Annotated in this window: 18 protein-coding genes and 1 tRNA gene; 13 read left to right on the top strand and 6 right to left on the bottom strand. The window is 57.4% G+C overall.

Features of this window, described 5'->3' with window-relative positions; genetic code table 11:
- Positions 1-47: 47 nt before the first annotated feature.
- Positions 48-122, bottom strand: a tRNA-Gly gene (locus ACTJJ7_RS08985).
- A gap of 235 nt (positions 123-357) precedes the next feature.
- Between ACTJJ7_RS08985 and ACTJJ7_RS08980 the strand changes: the two genes are divergently transcribed.
- From ACTJJ7_RS08980 to ACTJJ7_RS08955, 6 genes are all read left to right on the top strand, one after another.
- Positions 358-867 (top strand): prolyl-tRNA synthetase associated domain-containing protein, encoded by a 510-nt coding sequence (locus ACTJJ7_RS08980; RefSeq protein ID WP_440966640.1) that lies wholly within the window; start codon positions 358-360, stop codon positions 865-867.
- A gap of 67 nt (positions 868-934) precedes the next feature.
- On the top strand, positions 935-1,903 hold the full coding sequence (gene trxA / locus ACTJJ7_RS08975; protein ID WP_440966638.1) for a thioredoxin: 969 nt from the start codon (positions 935-937) through the stop codon (positions 1,901-1,903).
- A gap of 61 nt (positions 1,904-1,964) precedes the next feature.
- Positions 1,965-2,627 carry an LON peptidase substrate-binding domain-containing protein gene (locus tag ACTJJ7_RS08970; RefSeq protein WP_105734152.1) on the top strand — a complete coding sequence of 221 codons (663 nt, stop codon included), beginning with the start codon at positions 1,965-1,967 and terminating at the stop codon, positions 2,625-2,627.
- A gap of 19 nt (positions 2,628-2,646) precedes the next feature.
- Positions 2,647-2,841 (top strand): Trm112 family protein, encoded by a 195-nt coding sequence (locus ACTJJ7_RS08965; RefSeq protein ID WP_105734153.1) that lies wholly within the window; start codon positions 2,647-2,649, stop codon positions 2,839-2,841.
- A gap of 75 nt (positions 2,842-2,916) precedes the next feature.
- A complete protein-coding gene (locus tag ACTJJ7_RS08960; RefSeq protein WP_105734154.1) occupies positions 2,917-3,489 on the top strand; it encodes a TetR/AcrR family transcriptional regulator in 573 nt (190 codons plus the stop codon).
- A gap of 68 nt (positions 3,490-3,557) precedes the next feature.
- Positions 3,558-3,980 carry a metallopeptidase family protein gene (locus ACTJJ7_RS08955; protein WP_105734155.1) on the top strand — a complete coding sequence of 141 codons (423 nt, stop codon included), beginning with the start codon at positions 3,558-3,560 and terminating at the stop codon, positions 3,978-3,980.
- A 157-nt stretch (positions 3,981-4,137) separates the two neighbouring features.
- Here the strand turns inward: ACTJJ7_RS08955 and ACTJJ7_RS08950 are convergent, their stop codons facing one another.
- A complete protein-coding gene (locus ACTJJ7_RS08950) occupies positions 4,138-4,344 on the bottom strand; it encodes a DUF1737 domain-containing protein (protein ID WP_440966635.1) in 207 nt (68 codons plus the stop codon).
- On the bottom strand, positions 4,341-5,243 hold the full coding sequence (locus ACTJJ7_RS08945; protein WP_440966633.1) for an HpcH/HpaI aldolase/citrate lyase family protein: 903 nt from the start codon (positions 5,241-5,243) through the stop codon (positions 4,341-4,343). The genes ACTJJ7_RS08950 and ACTJJ7_RS08945 overlap by 4 nt, the downstream gene beginning before the upstream one ends.
- A gap of 151 nt (positions 5,244-5,394) precedes the next feature.
- On the opposite strand from ACTJJ7_RS08945, the gene leuD reads away from it, so the two are divergent.
- Positions 5,395-6,000 carry a 3-isopropylmalate dehydratase small subunit gene (gene leuD / locus ACTJJ7_RS08940; protein ID WP_105734158.1) on the top strand — a complete coding sequence of 202 codons (606 nt, stop codon included), beginning with the start codon at positions 5,395-5,397 and terminating at the stop codon, positions 5,998-6,000.
- Between the two features lie 78 nt (positions 6,001-6,078).
- Here the strand turns inward: leuD and ACTJJ7_RS08935 are convergent, their stop codons facing one another.
- The gene (locus tag ACTJJ7_RS08935) at positions 6,079-7,113 is read right to left on the bottom strand and encodes an aspartate-semialdehyde dehydrogenase (protein WP_130271313.1); all 1,035 of its coding nucleotides are present in this window, start codon (positions 7,111-7,113) and stop codon (positions 6,079-6,081) included.
- 561 nt (positions 7,114-7,674) lie between these two features.
- Between ACTJJ7_RS08935 and ACTJJ7_RS08930 the strand changes: the two genes are divergently transcribed.
- Entirely contained in the window at positions 7,675-9,558 is a 1,884-nt protein-coding gene (locus ACTJJ7_RS08930) for an MFS transporter (RefSeq protein WP_105734160.1), read from the top strand.
- 67 nt (positions 9,559-9,625) lie between these two features.
- On the opposite strand, the gene leuB is transcribed toward ACTJJ7_RS08930, so the two are convergent.
- Positions 9,626-10,738: a 3-isopropylmalate dehydrogenase gene (gene leuB, locus ACTJJ7_RS08925; protein WP_440966630.1), complete on the bottom strand. Its 1,113-nt coding sequence runs from the start codon at positions 10,736-10,738 to the stop codon at positions 9,626-9,628.
- 221 nt (positions 10,739-10,959) lie between these two features.
- Between leuB and ACTJJ7_RS08920 the strand changes: the two genes are divergently transcribed.
- From ACTJJ7_RS08920 to ACTJJ7_RS08910, 3 genes are all read left to right on the top strand, one after another.
- Positions 10,960-11,346: a hypothetical protein gene (locus ACTJJ7_RS08920; protein WP_425350461.1), complete on the top strand. Its 387-nt coding sequence runs from the start codon at positions 10,960-10,962 to the stop codon at positions 11,344-11,346.
- 117 nt (positions 11,347-11,463) lie between these two features.
- On the top strand, positions 11,464-12,138 hold the full coding sequence (locus tag ACTJJ7_RS08915) for a response regulator (protein ID WP_105734162.1): 675 nt from the start codon (positions 11,464-11,466) through the stop codon (positions 12,136-12,138).
- Complete coding sequence (locus ACTJJ7_RS08910) at positions 12,135-13,571, top strand: sensor histidine kinase (protein WP_105734163.1); 1,437 nt, start codon at positions 12,135-12,137, stop codon at positions 13,569-13,571. The genes ACTJJ7_RS08915 and ACTJJ7_RS08910 overlap by 4 nt, the downstream gene beginning before the upstream one ends.
- Before the next feature lie 16 nt (positions 13,572-13,587).
- Here ACTJJ7_RS08910 and ACTJJ7_RS08905 read toward each other — a convergent pair whose 3' ends face one another.
- On the bottom strand, positions 13,588-14,058 hold the full coding sequence (locus tag ACTJJ7_RS08905) for a MarR family winged helix-turn-helix transcriptional regulator (RefSeq protein WP_440966629.1): 471 nt from the start codon (positions 14,056-14,058) through the stop codon (positions 13,588-13,590).
- A 139-nt stretch (positions 14,059-14,197) separates the two neighbouring features.
- On the opposite strand from ACTJJ7_RS08905, the gene ACTJJ7_RS08900 reads away from it, so the two are divergent.
- Positions 14,198-14,620 (top strand): organic hydroperoxide resistance protein, encoded by a 423-nt coding sequence (locus ACTJJ7_RS08900; protein ID WP_105734165.1) that lies wholly within the window; start codon positions 14,198-14,200, stop codon positions 14,618-14,620.
- Positions 14,621-14,697: 77 nt separating this feature from the next.
- The gene (locus ACTJJ7_RS08895) at positions 14,698-15,519 is read left to right on the top strand and encodes an alpha/beta fold hydrolase (RefSeq protein WP_440966627.1); all 822 of its coding nucleotides are present in this window, start codon (positions 14,698-14,700) and stop codon (positions 15,517-15,519) included.
- Positions 15,520-15,550 lie beyond the last annotated feature (31 nt).

The following is a 15,550-nucleotide window of genomic DNA, read 5'->3' as shown; positions in this document are numbered from 1 at the left end:
TAGCAAAAAGGCCCAGGTAAACCTGAGCCTTTTGATCTTCGGACAACTGGAGCGGGAGAAGGGATTCGAACCCTCGACCCCAACCTTGGCAAGGTTGTGCTCTACCCCTGAGCTACTCCCGCATGCGCCAGTTTGTCTTCCGAAGCGGGGCCTATATGACCCAAGCACAGACCAATTGCAACAGTGAATTTTCGACTTTGTGACGATAATCGAAAAAAAATTCAATGGTTACATCGGCCTGGCTCTGAAATGTCCGATTAAACCGCAGCGCTGTTGGGTTTTCACTTGAGAGCGCGGGGTGAAGCGATTACGACAGCAAAAGAAAATTTTCCGATTGCCGGCGCCGCGAGAACCAGAATGCCCAAGACATATGCAGATCTGATGCAGAAATTCGATGATCTCGGGATCAAAGTATCAACGATTCGGCATGCTCCAGTGTTCACGGTTGCCGAAGCTCAGGATTTGCGCGGGCAGGTGCCGGGCGCTCACACCAAGAACCTGTTCCTGAAGGACAAGAAGGACAATTTCTTTCTTGTCACTGTGGATGAGGAAGCACAGGTCGATCTCAAGACAATCCATACCAGAATTGGTGCATCAAGCCGTGTTTCATTCGGCAAGCCGGAAAAACTGATGGAATATCTTGGACTTGTTCCCGGTTCCGTCAGCGTGCTTGGCGTTATCAATGATGAGGAGCATCAGGTGAAGGTGGTTCTTGATGAGGCGCTGATGCACAATGAGATCATCAATGCGCATCCACTGAGCAATGATGCCACGACATCCATCGGGCGCCATGACCTCCTGCGGTTTCTGGCATCGACCGGTCACGAGCCCCTGATCTTGAAAATTGACGAATCCAACCCAACCTGAAGGCAGGCTGTCAGCCGGTCCAATCAGACCTGGCAAATGTGTAACCAGCGGATACGGGAGAATTTTGATGAGCAACACCGACAACCCGTTCAGCGGCGGCTACGGCAGTGCAGCTGCGACAACAACGGTATCCTATGGCGGCGCGGCTCCAGCGGCGTCCGGAGCCTTGATCAAGGACACCACCACGTCGGGTTTTTCGGCGGATGTAATCGCCGAATCGAAGAACCAGCCGGTTCTGGTCGATTTCTGGGCTCCGTGGTGCGGGCCCTGCAAGCAATTGACGCCCATTATCGAAAAGGTGGTCAATGCCGCCGGCGGCCGGGTAAAGCTGGTCAAGATGAACATTGACGAACACCCCGCCATTGCGGGGCAGCTGGGCATTCAATCAATTCCGGCTGTGATTGCGTTTTCCGACGGCAAGCCGGTCGATGGTTTCATGGGCGCATTGCCGGAATCAAAGGTCAAGGAGTTCATCGATCGCATAGCATCGCCGGATGGCGGCAGGGACGCAGCCATTCAATCGGCGCTGGATGCGGCCACCGAGGCCGTTGCAGCGGGCGACATGGAACAGGCCGCCCAGATCTATTCGGCCGTTCTGGCGGAAGTGCCCGATCAAGTGGCGGCGCTTGCCGGTCTTGCCAATTGCCTGATTGACCTGGGTGATCTTGAACAGGCCAAGGCTGTTCTGGAACAGGTTCCATCGAACAAGAAGGACGATGCAAGCGTGCGCGCAGCGGAAGCAAAGGTCGCCCTGGCGGATCAAGCGGCCAAGCTGGGCGATCCCGTTGCGCTGGAGGCAAAGCTTGTGGCGAACCCCGGGGATCATCAGGCGCGGTTCGATCTTGCCATGTATCTGAACGCCGCCGGACAGCGGGACGAGGCGGCTGATCATCTTCTCGCCATCATGAAGGCCGATCGTGCGTGGAATGATGACGGAGCCCGCAAGCAGCTTTTGCAGTTTTTCGATGCATGGGGTCCGGCAGATCAGGCTTCTCTGACCGCGCGCCGGAAACTGTCTTCCCTGCTGTTTTCCTGAGTGAAATAGGGCACAATAGCGACCGGTCCCCGCCGCCGCGGATCAATCACTGGAGCTGGTAATGCAAGCAGGCAATGTTCGTTATCGGACGCTGGACAATATTCCTGAAAGCGTGCCGATTTTCCCCCTTTCGGGAGCCCTGTTGCTTCCGGGTGGCCAGTTGCCGCTGAATATCTTTGAGCTGCGTTATCTGGCCATGGTGGACGCGGCTCTGAGTGGAAAGCGTATCATCGGCATGATCCAGCCGCGCTTTGACGAAGGCGATGTGGATGCTGATGAACTGTGTGAAGTCGGCTGTCTCGGCCGTATCACCTCGTTCGCCGAGACTGGCGACGGGCGCCTTGTCATCACCTTGCAGGGCATTTGCCGCTTTCGGATTGTCAAGGAGCTCTCCACCCGCACACCGTTCCGCCAGTGCAAGATTGCGCCGCTTCTGGCGGATCTCGATGAGGCGGATGATTCGGATGTCGACCGGCTGGCGCTGCTGCGTGTTTTCCGAGCCTACCTTGATGCCAATAATCTGGAAGCGGATTGGGACGGTATCTCCCGGGCGGGCAATGAAACGCTGGTGAACGCCCTTGCCATGATGTCGCCGTTCGGCGCTGCGGAAAAGCAGGCTTTGCTGGAAGCCGCCGATTTGAAGACGCGGGCCGAGACCTTGATCGCGATCACCGAAATCATGCTGGCCAAAGACCAGGATGGTTTCGAGTCGAACCTGCAGTAGCCGTGAGGGAGAGCAACCCATGATCGAACCGAAACGCGAACCGTCAATCGATCGCAAGTTGCTCGAGCTTCTGGTTTGCCCCTTGACCAAGGGGCCGCTTATCTATGATCAGGAGAAGTCCGAGCTGATCTCGAAGTCGGCGCATCTCGCCTATCCCATTCGGGACGGGATACCGATCATGCTGCCATCGGAAGCGCGAGCCATCGAAGACTAGTTTATTTTTGCTGCAATCATTGTCGAACCTGCCAGAATGCGAGTCAGTTGAACAACTGAATTCGAAAGCGGTGGGATGACCAGGCGGAACGACAAACGCGATATCCTTGTTGCCACGGCTGCCGGCCTGTTCTGGCGGCGCGGCTTTACCGTGACGAGCCTTGCACACATCGCGGCGGAATCGGGAATTCCGCTTGGAAACATCTATTATTATTTCAAGACAAAGGCCGAGCTGGCGCGAGGCGTTGCCGATATTTTCGTTGCTGAAACCGAGGATATGCTGACATCCATTGTCGAAGCGGATCAGGACCCGCGCAAGCGTCTGCTGCTGCTCATTGAAAAACTGTCGCATTCCCTCAAAAGCCGCGTTGAGAACGGCTGCCCCATTGCCCTGGGTATACGGGATTTTCGCCATGAATCGCCCGAAGCCGCCGAACGGGCGGCCGAAGTTTTCAGTCTCCTGATCGGGTTTATCGGAAGGGAACTTGGACGCACCGGCATACGCCCCTCCGCAGCGCTTGGAACCGCCCGCAATGCGCTGGCCGAATGGCAGGGCGGCATCATGCTCGCCCATGGGCTCAAGGACGCCACGGTGCTTGCTGAGAGCTTCCGGCGCATGGAGCGGCTTCTGGTGCCAATACGGGGCTAGTCCTCATGCCACTCGCATCCTTGTTGCAAAGGCACTATATGAGGCCGGAATGTGCTCCAGGAGTTTTAATGGCCAGAAGTAATCAAACCGCCGATTGGGGCAATCGCTTGTCGCCAGCCTTGAGCGAGATCGAATCGCTCGCGATAGAAGCTTATGCGCATCTGCCTGACGATTTTCGCAGTCTGTGCGGCGATATCACTATTCAGGTGTCAGAATTCCCCGATGATCAGATTGTCGAGGATATGGGGCTGGAATCGCCGTTCGATTTGCTCGGATTGTTTGAAGGCCGGGGCATCGGGGAACGGTTCTCGCTTCAAACCGGCGAAAGACCCAACACCATCACGATTTATCGGCGCGCCGTGCTGGATTACTGGGCGGAGTATGAGGAGGCTTTGGGGGATATCGTCACCCATGTTCTCATCCATGAAATCGGTCATCATTTCGGCCTGTCGGACGAAGATATGGAACGTATCGAGGCCAGTGTCGAATGATCGCCCGATGGTATGGACCGGGACCCTGCCATGGAGCGGTTTGACCGGCCTATCCTTTTGAGGACGGGCCGGTCCTGCGCGAAGACGCCGTGGCAAATAGGCCAGAACGGCAATATCAGGTGCTCAAACGGCGTCTTGCCGAGACCGCAGGAGCGGCTCAGTAATCGCCGAGTTTGATGCCAGGCTCATAATCGACGCCATCGACATCCTTCACCACTGCCTGACCGCACTGCATTATCCCGGTGACCGTATTGAATGCGTAGGTGGGCGAACCATAGATGTGCCAGCCCTTGTTGATGGCCGCCGTCACCTTGTGGCAGAAGCTGGCATCATCGGGTCCGGTCAAAAAGCGATAAAGTTTCATGCTTTGTCTCCTGTCATGTGTGCTTTGGCCATCATCTTCTCCGCGTTGGCAAGATGCAGGCGTTCTATCATTCTTCCGTTCAGGGCAATGGCGCCCTTGTCAGCATTTTCAGGAAGGGAAAATGCCTCGATGATCGATCGTGCGGCGGCAAGAGCCGCCTCATCCGGTGAAAAGGCGCGATTTGCCGCATCGATCTGCGCGGGATGAATAAGCGTTTTGCCGTCGAAACCCATTCTTGCGCCCTGACCGCATTCAACCGCGAAACCCGCTGCATCGGCAAAGTCATTATAGACGCCATCGATCACATCCAGCTTTCCGGCTTTGGCACAAAGGACGATCTGCATCAGCCATGGGACGAGATAGACGCGATTGCCATCCATGCCGGTACCGGTTTCCTTGGCGATATCGTTCGTTCCGACGACAAAGCAATCCAGACGCCCGGTGGATCGTAAACCCAACTCGGCGATCTCGTCCGCATTGAGGATACCGCGCGGCGTCTCGATCATCGCCCACAGCCGAATGTTCTCGGATGCATCGGTTTCCTCAAGTATTTCAGTCACGCCGGTTACGTCCTGCGGTATTTCCACCTTGGGTAGAAGGATGGCGTCAGGCTTGCAGGCGCGTGCCGCGAGAAGATCCTCGGCACCCCATTCACTGGCAAGCGCATTGATGCGGATGATCCGTTCGGTCTTGCTTGCCGGATTGGCCGGATTGGCCGGATTGGCAAGAAAATAATCACGCAGCGCTTCGCGGGCATCCTCCTTGGCTTCAGGAGCAACGGCATCCTCAAGATCAAAAATAACCGCATCCGCGTCAAGGCCTGCAATCTTGGCAAGAGCCTTGGCGTTCGAGGCGGGAACATAGAGAACCGAGCGGCGAGGGCGAGATGTTTTGCGCATGGCACTTTTTTGCATTGAACGAAGGGGCAAGACAAGCGCAATCATGCGGTGTGGCCTGCCCCAATCTGCCACAGGGGGAAAGTCTTTGATTCGCTGCCAAGCTGGTGTAAAGCGAAGACACCCGTATTACCGAACACTACAGGCAGAGATCATGGACAAGTTTACCAAGCTCACCGGCGTTGCCGCACCGTTGCCGATCATCAATATCGACACGGATATGATCATTCCGAAGGATTATCTGAAGACGATCAAGCGCACCGGTCTTGGCACAGGGCTCTTTGCCGAAATGCGTTACAATGAGGACGGTTCGGAAAATCCGGACTTCGTCCTCAACAAGCCAGCCTATCGCAAGGCCCAGATTCTGGTGGCCGGCGATAATTTCGGCTGTGGCTCCAGCCGCGAGCATGCGCCATGGGCATTGCTCGATTTCGGCATCCGCTGTGTCATCTCGACCAGCTTCGCCGATATTTTCTACAACAACTGCTTCAAGAACGGCATCCTGCCGATCCGCGTCAGCCATGAAGACCTGGACAAGTTGATGGACGATGCGCAGCGCGGTGCCAATGCAACGCTGACGATCGATCTGGAAGAGAAGACGATCAAGGGGCCGGATGGCGGCCAGATCAGTTTCGATCTAGACGAGTTCCGCCGCTACTGCATGCTGAATGGTCTTGATGACATTGGCCTGACCATGGAAAAGGCGGCGAAGATCGACAGCTTTGAGGCAGCCAACGCCCAAAGGCATCCCTGGGCCTGAGTTCAGGCCGCGGCAATTGTTGCAACGAAAAAGGGCGCAGAAACTGCGCCCTTTTCTATTTTGGTTATATGCCAGGTTTCAGGCAGCAAGCTGCTTCGGCTGAATGAGCCCGCGTGCGACCAGAAGCTCGGCGATCTGAATGGTGTTGAGGGCTGCACCCTTGCGCAGATTGTCCGAAACAATCCAGAGTGACAGGCCATTCTCGACAGTGATGTCTTCACGGATGCGCGAAATATAGGTGGCGTCTTCGCCCGCTGCTTCATAGGGGGTGATGTAGCCGCCATCCTCATGCCGGTCGATAACCAGGCAGCCCGGAGCATCCGACAGGATCTCACGGGCCTCTTCCGCACTCATCGGGCTTTCGAACTCGATGTTCACGGCTTCCGAATGGCCGATGAAGACGGGCACGCGGACACATGTTGCCGTGAGCTTGATCTTGGGATCGAGCATCTTCTTGGTCTCGGCGACCATCTTCCACTCTTCCTTGGTGTAGCCGTCTTCCATGAAGACGTCGATGTGTGGGATGACGTTGAAAGCGATGCGCTTGGTGAACTTCTTGGCTTCCACCGGATCGGCAACGAACACGGCCCGTGACTGCTGGAACAGCTCATCCATGCCGTCCTTGCCGGCGCCGGAAACGGACTGGTAGGTGGCGATCACAAGACGCTTGATCCTGGCCTTGTCATGCAGCGGCTTCAACGCCACCACAAGCTGGGCGGTCGAGCAATTCGGGTTGGCAATGATGTTCTTCTTGGAGAAACCGACAATCGCGTCCGGATTTACTTCCGGCACGATCAGCGGCACATTCGAGTCGTAGCGCCAGGCGGAGGAATTGTCGATAACGACACAACCCTGTGCGCCGATCTTCGGCGACCATTCCTTGGATATGTTGCCGCCTGCCGACATCAGGCAGATATCGGTATCGGAAAAATCATAGGAATCGAGCGCCTTGACCTTTAGCGTGCGGTCGCCGAAGGAAACTTCCGTGCCCTGGGACCGGCGCGAGGCGAGCGCCACGACTTCACTGACCGGAAAGCCGCGCTCTTCCAGTATTGTCAACATCTCGCGGCCCACATTGCCTGTGGCGCCTACAACCGCAACCTTGAAACTCATCTGTATTATCTCCTGTCCCTCACCGCTCTTTGCAAAAACCCGCTGGCCATTGCGGGTCTTTTCCCCCGGGCCGGACCCGGGAGGGGGCGAGCAGGCCAAGGGAAATCAGACCGTTTTGGTGGTCGTTTTGGCCGGCATTTTGGTGGAAAGAACAGACGCGCCTGCGCATCCGGCACGCATGCCGGAACCGCTCGTCAAAAAGTGTGCAGTTGATTCGCTGCTCACGGGGCGTCTCCTTAACCTCACATGCTTGTATCCGCTTTCCAAAAAGAGTCAATTGTCCATTCAAAAGAGAAGAATATGTCGCGTTACGCACAATTTTGGACTTGTGCCGTAAAAAGCGGTCTTTGCTTTCGCGAATATTTGTTCAACACTTGGGCGGTGCATGGGGTGCATGACCTTTGGGGGGAGAGTTCCGGAGGACATTCACCGGCGTAGGATGAGTGGACGTCCTGCAGGACGCGGCCATTGATTTATACGCAGTGACAAATCCGAGGGACGTGGCCAGCCGTTGGGCTGACCGGGTTCCGGCGTAAATGCTGTTTTCTGGGAGGAATACAAATGGCGACCACTTCTGTGGCTGGTGCTGCCAGCCGGGGTATGACGCGAGAAGAGAAGAAAGTTATCTTCGCTTCCTCGCTCGGAACTGTTTTCGAATGGTACGATTTCTACTTGTATGGCTCATTGGCTGCCTTTATCGGCGCAGCGTTTTTCAGTGAGTATCCTGAGGCAACGCGCAACATATTTGCGCTTCTGGCGTTTGCCGCGGGCTTTCTCGTGCGCCCCTTCGGTGCCCTGGTCTTCGGACGGATCGGCGATCTCGTCGGCCGCAAATACACGTTCCTCGTCACCATTCTGATCATGGGCCTGTCGACTTTCCTGGTGGGTATTCTTCCCGGATCGGGCAGTTGGGGCATCGCTGCACCCATCATCCTGATTGCGCTGCGCATGCTGCAGGGCCTGGCTCTCGGCGGCGAATATGGCGGTGCTGCCACCTATGTGGCTGAACATGCGCCGAACAATCGCCGCGGTTATTACACCTCCTGGATTCAGACCACCGCAACACTCGGTCTGTTCCTGTCCCTGGTGGTTATCCTCATCGTCCAGAACTGGCTTGGCAAGGACGCCTTCGCGGCCTGGGGCTGGCGCGTGCCTTTCATTCTCTCATTCGTTCTTCTGGGTGTATCGGTGTGGATTCGGCTCTCCTTGAGTGAATCGCCGGCGTTCAAGAAGATGAAAGAAGAGGGCAAGGGCTCCAAGGCACCGCTATCGGAAGCTTTCGGTCAATGGAAGAACGCCCGGATTGCACTGCTCGCCTTGTTCGGCCTTACCGCCGGTCAGGCCGTCGTCTGGTATTCCGGCCAGTTCTATGCCTTGTTCTTCCTGCAGAACGTGCTGAAAGTAGACGGCCAGTCGGTCAATATCATGATCGCAATCGCGCTCCTGCTTGGCACCGGCTTTTTTGTCTTCTTTGGCTGGCTGTCCGACAAGATCGGCCGCAAGCCGATCATCATGGCGGGCCTTGCCTTGGCAATCCTCACCTATTTCCCGTTGTTCAAGGCACTCACGCATGCCGCAAATCCGGCGCTGGCCCAGGCGGAAGCGACAGTCCGTGCCACGGTGACCGCCGCTCCGGGCGACTGCACCTTCCAGTTCAACCCGGTCGGTACAGCCAAGTTCAACAATTCATGTGACATTGCGACATCGTTCCTGTCCCGCAGCTCGGTGCCTTACGAGGTGGTTGCCGGTCCTGCCGGACAGCCAGCCACGGTCAAGATCGGCGATACGGTCATTCCGTCCTATGATGCGGTGGCCGCTGGTGCCGATGCTGCCGCCAAAGGCGCGGTACTCACCCATGATCTGAACCTGGCGCTGCAGAAGGCCGGTTTCCCGCTCGTGCGGGCACCTGCCAAGGTTGCCGATGCCAAACTCGACGGGTTCATCAAGGCCAATCCGGAATTGAACCTCGATGCCGCCGCCGTTCGCGCCGGCGAAAAGACGGTTACGCCGGTGGCTGACCTGGTCAAGGCGAAGCTCATTACACCGGAACAGGCTGCCGGTGCCACGGATATGGCCGTTTACACCGTTCCCAATGGCGGCCTCTTCACCATGGTGGCCGATCCGAAAGCCGTGAATTGGCCGGTGACCATCGGTATCCTGTTCATCCTCGTGCTTTACGTGACGATGGTTTATGGCCCGATTGCCGCGATCCTGGTCGAGATGTTCCCGACCCGCATCCGGTATACTGGCATGTCATTGCCCTATCACATCGGCAATGGCTGGTTCGGCGGCCTGCTTCCGGCGACGGTGTTTGCTATGAGCGCCGCCAAGGGCGATATCTATTATGGCCTCTGGTACCCGATCATCATTGCAGCCATGACGCTGGTGATCGGCCTGATCTTTGTCCGTGAAACCAAAGGCGAGGATCTGCACGACATCAAGTAGTTGACGGCTCAAGAAAAAGCCCGGCGCGAGCGATCGCGCCGGGCTTTCTTTATCCAGATGAGCGTGATCAGGCGGCGAGTGCCTTGAATTTGGCAAGGATCGCATCGCCCATCTGGGTGGTTCCAACCTTGGTGCTGCCTTCCGACATGATGTCGGCGGTGCGGATGCCGTCGCCGAGCACACCGGCAATCGCCGCTTCCAGCCGGTCCGCTTCGTCCACCATGTTGAAGGAATAGCGCAGGCACATGGCAAAGGAGGCAATCATGGCAATCGGATTGGCCGCGCCGGTTCCGGCAATATCGGGAGCCGATCCGTGCACCGGTTCATAAAGCGCCTTGCGGCTGCCGGTCTTGCCATCTGGCGCGCCGAGCGAGGCGGAGGGCAGCATGCCGAGAGAACCGGTCAGCATGGCGGCAATGTCAGACAGCATGTCACCGAAGAGATTGTCCGTGACAATCACGTCGAACTGCTTGGGCCAGCGCACGAGCTGCATGCCGCCGGCATCGGCCAGCATATGCTCGAGCTGAACATCGGAATAGCGCGCCTTGTGGGTTGCTGTGACGACTTCGTTCCACAGAACGCCCGATTTCATAACGTTGCGTTTTTCCATCGACGTGACCTTGTTGCGGCGTGTGCGCGCCAATTCAAAGGCGACGCCCGAAATACGTTCGATCTCGTAGGTGTCGTAGACCTGCGTATCGATGCCGCGCTTCTGGCCATTGCCGAGGTCAATGATTTCCTTCGGTTCGCCGAAATACACACCGCCGGTCAGTTCCCGCACGATCAGGATATCCAGACCTTCAACCACGTCCTTTTTCAGGGATGAGGAATCCGCCAGTGCAGGGTAGCAGATGGCGGGACGCAGGTTTGCAAACAGTTCCATGTCCTTGCGCAGGCGCAAAAGGCCGGCCTCCGGGCGCACGTCGTAGGCAACGCTATCCCATTTCGGTCCGCCGACGGCGCCGAAGAGAACCGCGTCAGCGGCCATGGCCCTGGCCATGTCCGCATCGGAAATCGCCTTGCCATGGGCGTCGTAGGCCGAACCGCCGACAAGGCCTTCCTCGAGTTCAAAGCCGCTTTTCAGTTCAGCGTTCATGTAGGCGATAATCTTGCGAACTTCGGCCATTGCCTCCGGTCCGATGCCGTCGCCGGGAAGAAGAAGGAGCTTTTTCGATGCCATTTCGGGGAAACCTCTAGGAGCGTTTGAAAGGGATGGCGGTTCCTTAGCGCAAGTTCAGCAAAGATGGAAAGCTTTCTGCGAAATTTTCCGATAGCTGATACGCCCTGCAATGATTTGTGAAGCTACGGTCAGGCCTCCGCAACCCTCCGGTAATGTCGGTGCAATCTTCGCATCCTAGTTGCCGGTCATGAATATTATTGATGGGGATTTTCCACATGTCCATGCGCAATGCCCGTAATTACATGCGGGTAATCGGAGCGGGCTTGATATTGGCTACCGTGGGACTGGCCGGGTGTGCGTCCGATATCATGAAGAATTACATCGGGCAGCCGCTGGAAACCGTGGTTATCGACTACGGGCCGCCGACCGAAGTTCTCGATCTGGGACCCGGTGAGCGTGCATACCAGTGGCGCAAGATATCCACCAATGCCGTATCCGGTACGTCCACGGGCGAGATTCGCGATACAAGGCACGGCAGGCGGTATGTCGAAACGGAAACGCCGGGCTATGTCGAGCAGAAGGAGTGTTTCTACACCTTCTATGCGCGATCGTCGGGCGGACGCTGGTACATCACCAATTTCCGCAAGCCAAAACTGGAGTGCGAGTAATCGTGTTCGCTGGCGGCCATGCCGAGTGAGCGACACTGCTTTTACTTGCGAGGCATGATAAAGATTTGACCGCCACAATCGGCATTGCTGCCGACTTTCTACGAACGGAGAATTCAAATGCGCATCTTGCTGCTTGAGGACGAGCCGGAAATGGCCTCGGTCCTGAAGGCCGCGCTGGAGCGTCGCGATGTGGTCGTCGATCATGTATCGACATTGGCCGACGCCGAGGCCATGGCAAAGTTCGGTCCCTACGATGCCATCGTCCTCGACCGGCGATTGCCGGATGGCGAAGGCCTCAGTCTGATCCCAAGGCTGCGGGCACTGCATGTCGACGCTCCGGTGATTGTGCTGACCGCCATGAGCAGCCTGAATGACCGGGTCGCCGGCCTCGATGCGGGGGCCGATGACTACATGGTCAAACCCTTCGCGACGGAAGAGCTGATGGCCCGGTTGCGGGCATTGCACCGGCGTCCGTTCACGCTGCGTGCGGAGCAAACGGTTGTCGGCCGCCTTACCTATGATTTTCGCCATCGGGAAGCGCTGATAGAAGACCAGCCGCTGGAGCTGCCGCGGCGCGAACGGCTGGTGCTCGAGACGCTGATCCGCCGCCCCGGCCGAACAGTCCTGCGCGCGACACTTGAAGAATCCGTCTATGCCATGGACGATGAAATCGGATCCAATGCACTCGACGCTCATGTGTCGCGGTTGAGGCGCAAACTGGAGGATGTGTCGGCAGGTGTCGAGATACGGGCTATACGTAATCTCGGCTATCTGTTACGGGCAACTCCATGAAGAAAATCCGCCCGCGCTCATTGCAATGGGTTCTGGTACGCAGGCTCATTTTGCTGCAGGCGGCGACGTTGCTCATCTTCATCGGCCTGTTCACACTGGTGCTGTGGGTGGCCAATCCGCGGCTGCTCATCGACAATGAGGCGGCGGTGGCCATCCTGAAGAGCGCAATCGACCGGGATGCCAATGGCAAGCTGATCGTGCACGAGACGCAGGAGCTGAAGACCTTCCTGCAGGAATTTCCCAAGCTCTGGTACATAGCGCGAGACACAAATGGTCAGGCTGTGCAGCGCGGTGATATTCCCATCGGTTATGGCAACGATACGAGTGACCTCCTGAAAGCCGTGGATCATGCGACGCTCGGCTTTCGAGAGGGCGATCTGCGGCCCGAAGCGGTGGTTTCGAAGATTGATACGAAGGCGGGACCGATACAGGTCATTACCTCAACCCGCGCATCGCGCGACGAGAATGAGGGCCTCGAAGTCAATATCGACATGCAGGTCGACATGGCCCGCAATCCGGATGGAACTACAGCCTGGATCAGGGTTATTCCGGTTCTGATCATCGTCATCATAGCGCTGCTTCTGCCCATCATCATCGTCATGGGCGTGACGACGCTGGTAACAACGCCAGCCGTGGTGCGGCGCTCCCTGGCTGGTCTGGTTGCCACCGCCAGCCAGGCGGGGCGCATCGATATCAACAACCGCGCCATGCAATTGCCGATCGAACAGGTGCCGTTGGAAATCACGCCGCTGGTCCAGGCTTTCAACCACGCGCTTGCACGCCTTGGCCAGGGATATGACCAGCACAATCGCTTCCTGACGGATGCGGCGCACGAACTGCGGACTCCTATTGCCATTCTGCGCACGCGTGCCGAGCTTCTCACGGAAGATCCGCAAAGCGCCCGTTTGCTGCAGGACATCGAGCGCCTGTCGCATCTGGCGCAGCAGTTGCTCGACCGGCAATTGCTTGACCAGCCGGTTGGGCCAGGCGAAGTGGTTGACCTGGTCGAACTGACCGGCCAGATCGTTGCGGACTTTGCGCCATTGGCAATTGCCGCCGGCTATGATCTTTCATTCGAACCGGCATCAAAGAGTGTCCATGCCCAGGTCAATGCGCTGCAGATCGAGCAGGCTGTCGCCAACCTCATCCGCAACGCTATCGAACATTGCGATGGAAAGGGAACAATCACCGTGCTGGTGGACGAAGCGGGCGGCATCGAGGTTCGCGATGAGGGGCCGGGTATTCCCGAGGAAGAGCATGAACACGTGTTCGAGCCGTTTTATCGCCTGCGGCCGCGTTCCAGCGGTGCCGGTCTTGGTCTTAACCTGACCCGGCAGATCGCGCGGCTGCACGGCGGACGCGTCGACATATTGACCGGGCCATGGCGCGGCGCGCGAATCCGGCTTGAATTACCGCTTTACAAGCCGGCCTGAGACAATAGCCGGACGGCTATTTCACCTCTTCGATGCTGTCGACCAGATTGTCGCGCATGCTGATCAGTTCCGATCTCAGGGATTTTGCCTCGTCCATGCTGCAGCCGAAAGCCTTGCCCATGGCGACCGGTACGGCTTCTGCGCGCGCACGCATGGCGCGGCCGTCCGCAGTCAAGCCTATCAAGAGCTGCCTTTCGTCCACCGTGTCGCGGCGGCGGGTGATCAGACCAGCCGTTTCCAGCCGCTTAAGCAGCGGCGTGAGCGTGCCAGAGTCCAGGCTGAGCTTCTCGCCAATCGCTTTGACGGTCTGATTTTCTTCCTCCCAGAGGACAACCATCACAAGATATTGCGGATAGGTCAGGCCCAGCGCCGCAAGACGAGGCTGATAAGCCCGTGTCACTGCGTTTGCCGTCGAATAGATGGCGAAACACAGGAAATTCTCCAATTTAAGAAGCGATTCCTGATTGCTCGTGCCTGCCTTGTCCATTGTCATCACTCCGTCTGCGCTCGCGGGTATTATACTCAAAGCAATTAAATTGCGCATCATTTAATTTTGTATTGCGTATAATTTAATTGTGTGCAATCTATTTGACGTCGAGCAATTGAAGCAATCCAAGGAGTCTACTATGAGCATTCTCTACACCACCAAAGCCACAGCAACAGGCGGACGTGACGGCCATGCATCGAGCGAAGACGGTCGCCTGAAGGTTACGCTATCGACACCAAAGGAACTGGGCGGCAATGGCGCCGAAGGCACCAATCCGGAGCAGCTTTTTGGTGCGGGTTATTCCGCATGCTTTATTGGTGCGATGAAATTTGTCGCCTCGCAGAAGAAAATCAAGCTCTCCGATGACACATCGGTGACGGCAACCGTGGGCATCGGCCCGCGCGATGACGGCAAGGGCTTTGGCCTCGATGTCGCGCTCGCCGTCAGCTTGCCCGGCATTGACGCGGCGACCGCGCGCGAAATCGTGGATGCTGCACACGTCGTTTGCCCTTATTCGGAAGCCACGCGCAGCAATCTGAACGTCCGCATATCGATCAACTAAGCTTTTGCGTTGGTGCGGGTATGGCGGACAAAATCAGCAAACCCGCACAGACAGAACCAGTGAAAGGACATGAGATCATGAGCACATTCACGACCAAAGACGGCACCGGTATCTACTACAAGGACTGGGGCAGGGGGCAGCCCGTTGTGTTCAGTCACGGCTGGCCGCTCAACGCCGATGCTTGGGAAGACCAGATGGTGTTCCTGGCTTCCAACGGTTACAGGACCATAGCGCACGACCGGCGCGGTCACGGTCGCTCCAGCCAGCCCTGGAATGGCAATGAGATGGACACCTATGCCGACGATCTGGCTGAGCTGATCGAGAAGCTGGACCTGAAAGATGCCATCCTGGTTGGCCATTCCACCGGTGGTGGTGAAGTGGCCCGTTATATCGGCCGCCACGGCACCAAGCGTGTCGCCAAGGCTGTACTGGTAGGAGCCGTTCCGCCGCTGATGCTGAAGACCGCCGCCAATCCCGGGGGGCTGCCGATCGAAGTGTTTGACGGCATCCGCGCCGGTGTGGCCGCCGATCGCTCGCAGTTCTTCAAGGACCTGACCATACCGTTTTACGGTGCCAATCGTCCCGGCGCGGCGGTCTCGCAGGGTATGCGCGATGCGTTCTGGTATCAGGGTATGCAGGGCGGCTTGAAGAATGAACTCGATTGCATAAAGGCGTTCTCGGAGACGGATTTTACCGAAGATCTGAAGAGATTTGACGTACCAACCCTGTTCATCCACGGTGACGACGATCAAATCGTGCCGATCGATGATGCAGCCAGAATCGCCGCGACGCTGGTCGAAGGCTCCAAACTGACGATCTATCCGGGCGCGCCGCATGGTCTGGCAGCAACCCACAAGGATCAACTCAACAAGGACCTTCTGGCCTTCGCCCAGGCTTGATCCTGCAAGCGAAACCCGCCGTACTCGGAAG

It is taken from the genome of Phyllobacterium sp. 22229, assembly GCF_052056495.1.
In the GTDB taxonomy this organism is placed as follows: domain Bacteria; phylum Pseudomonadota; class Alphaproteobacteria; order Rhizobiales; family Rhizobiaceae; genus Phyllobacterium; species Phyllobacterium myrsinacearum.
The sequence above is the reverse complement of the archived record's forward strand: the minus strand, read 5'-3'. Positions and strand labels throughout refer to the sequence as shown.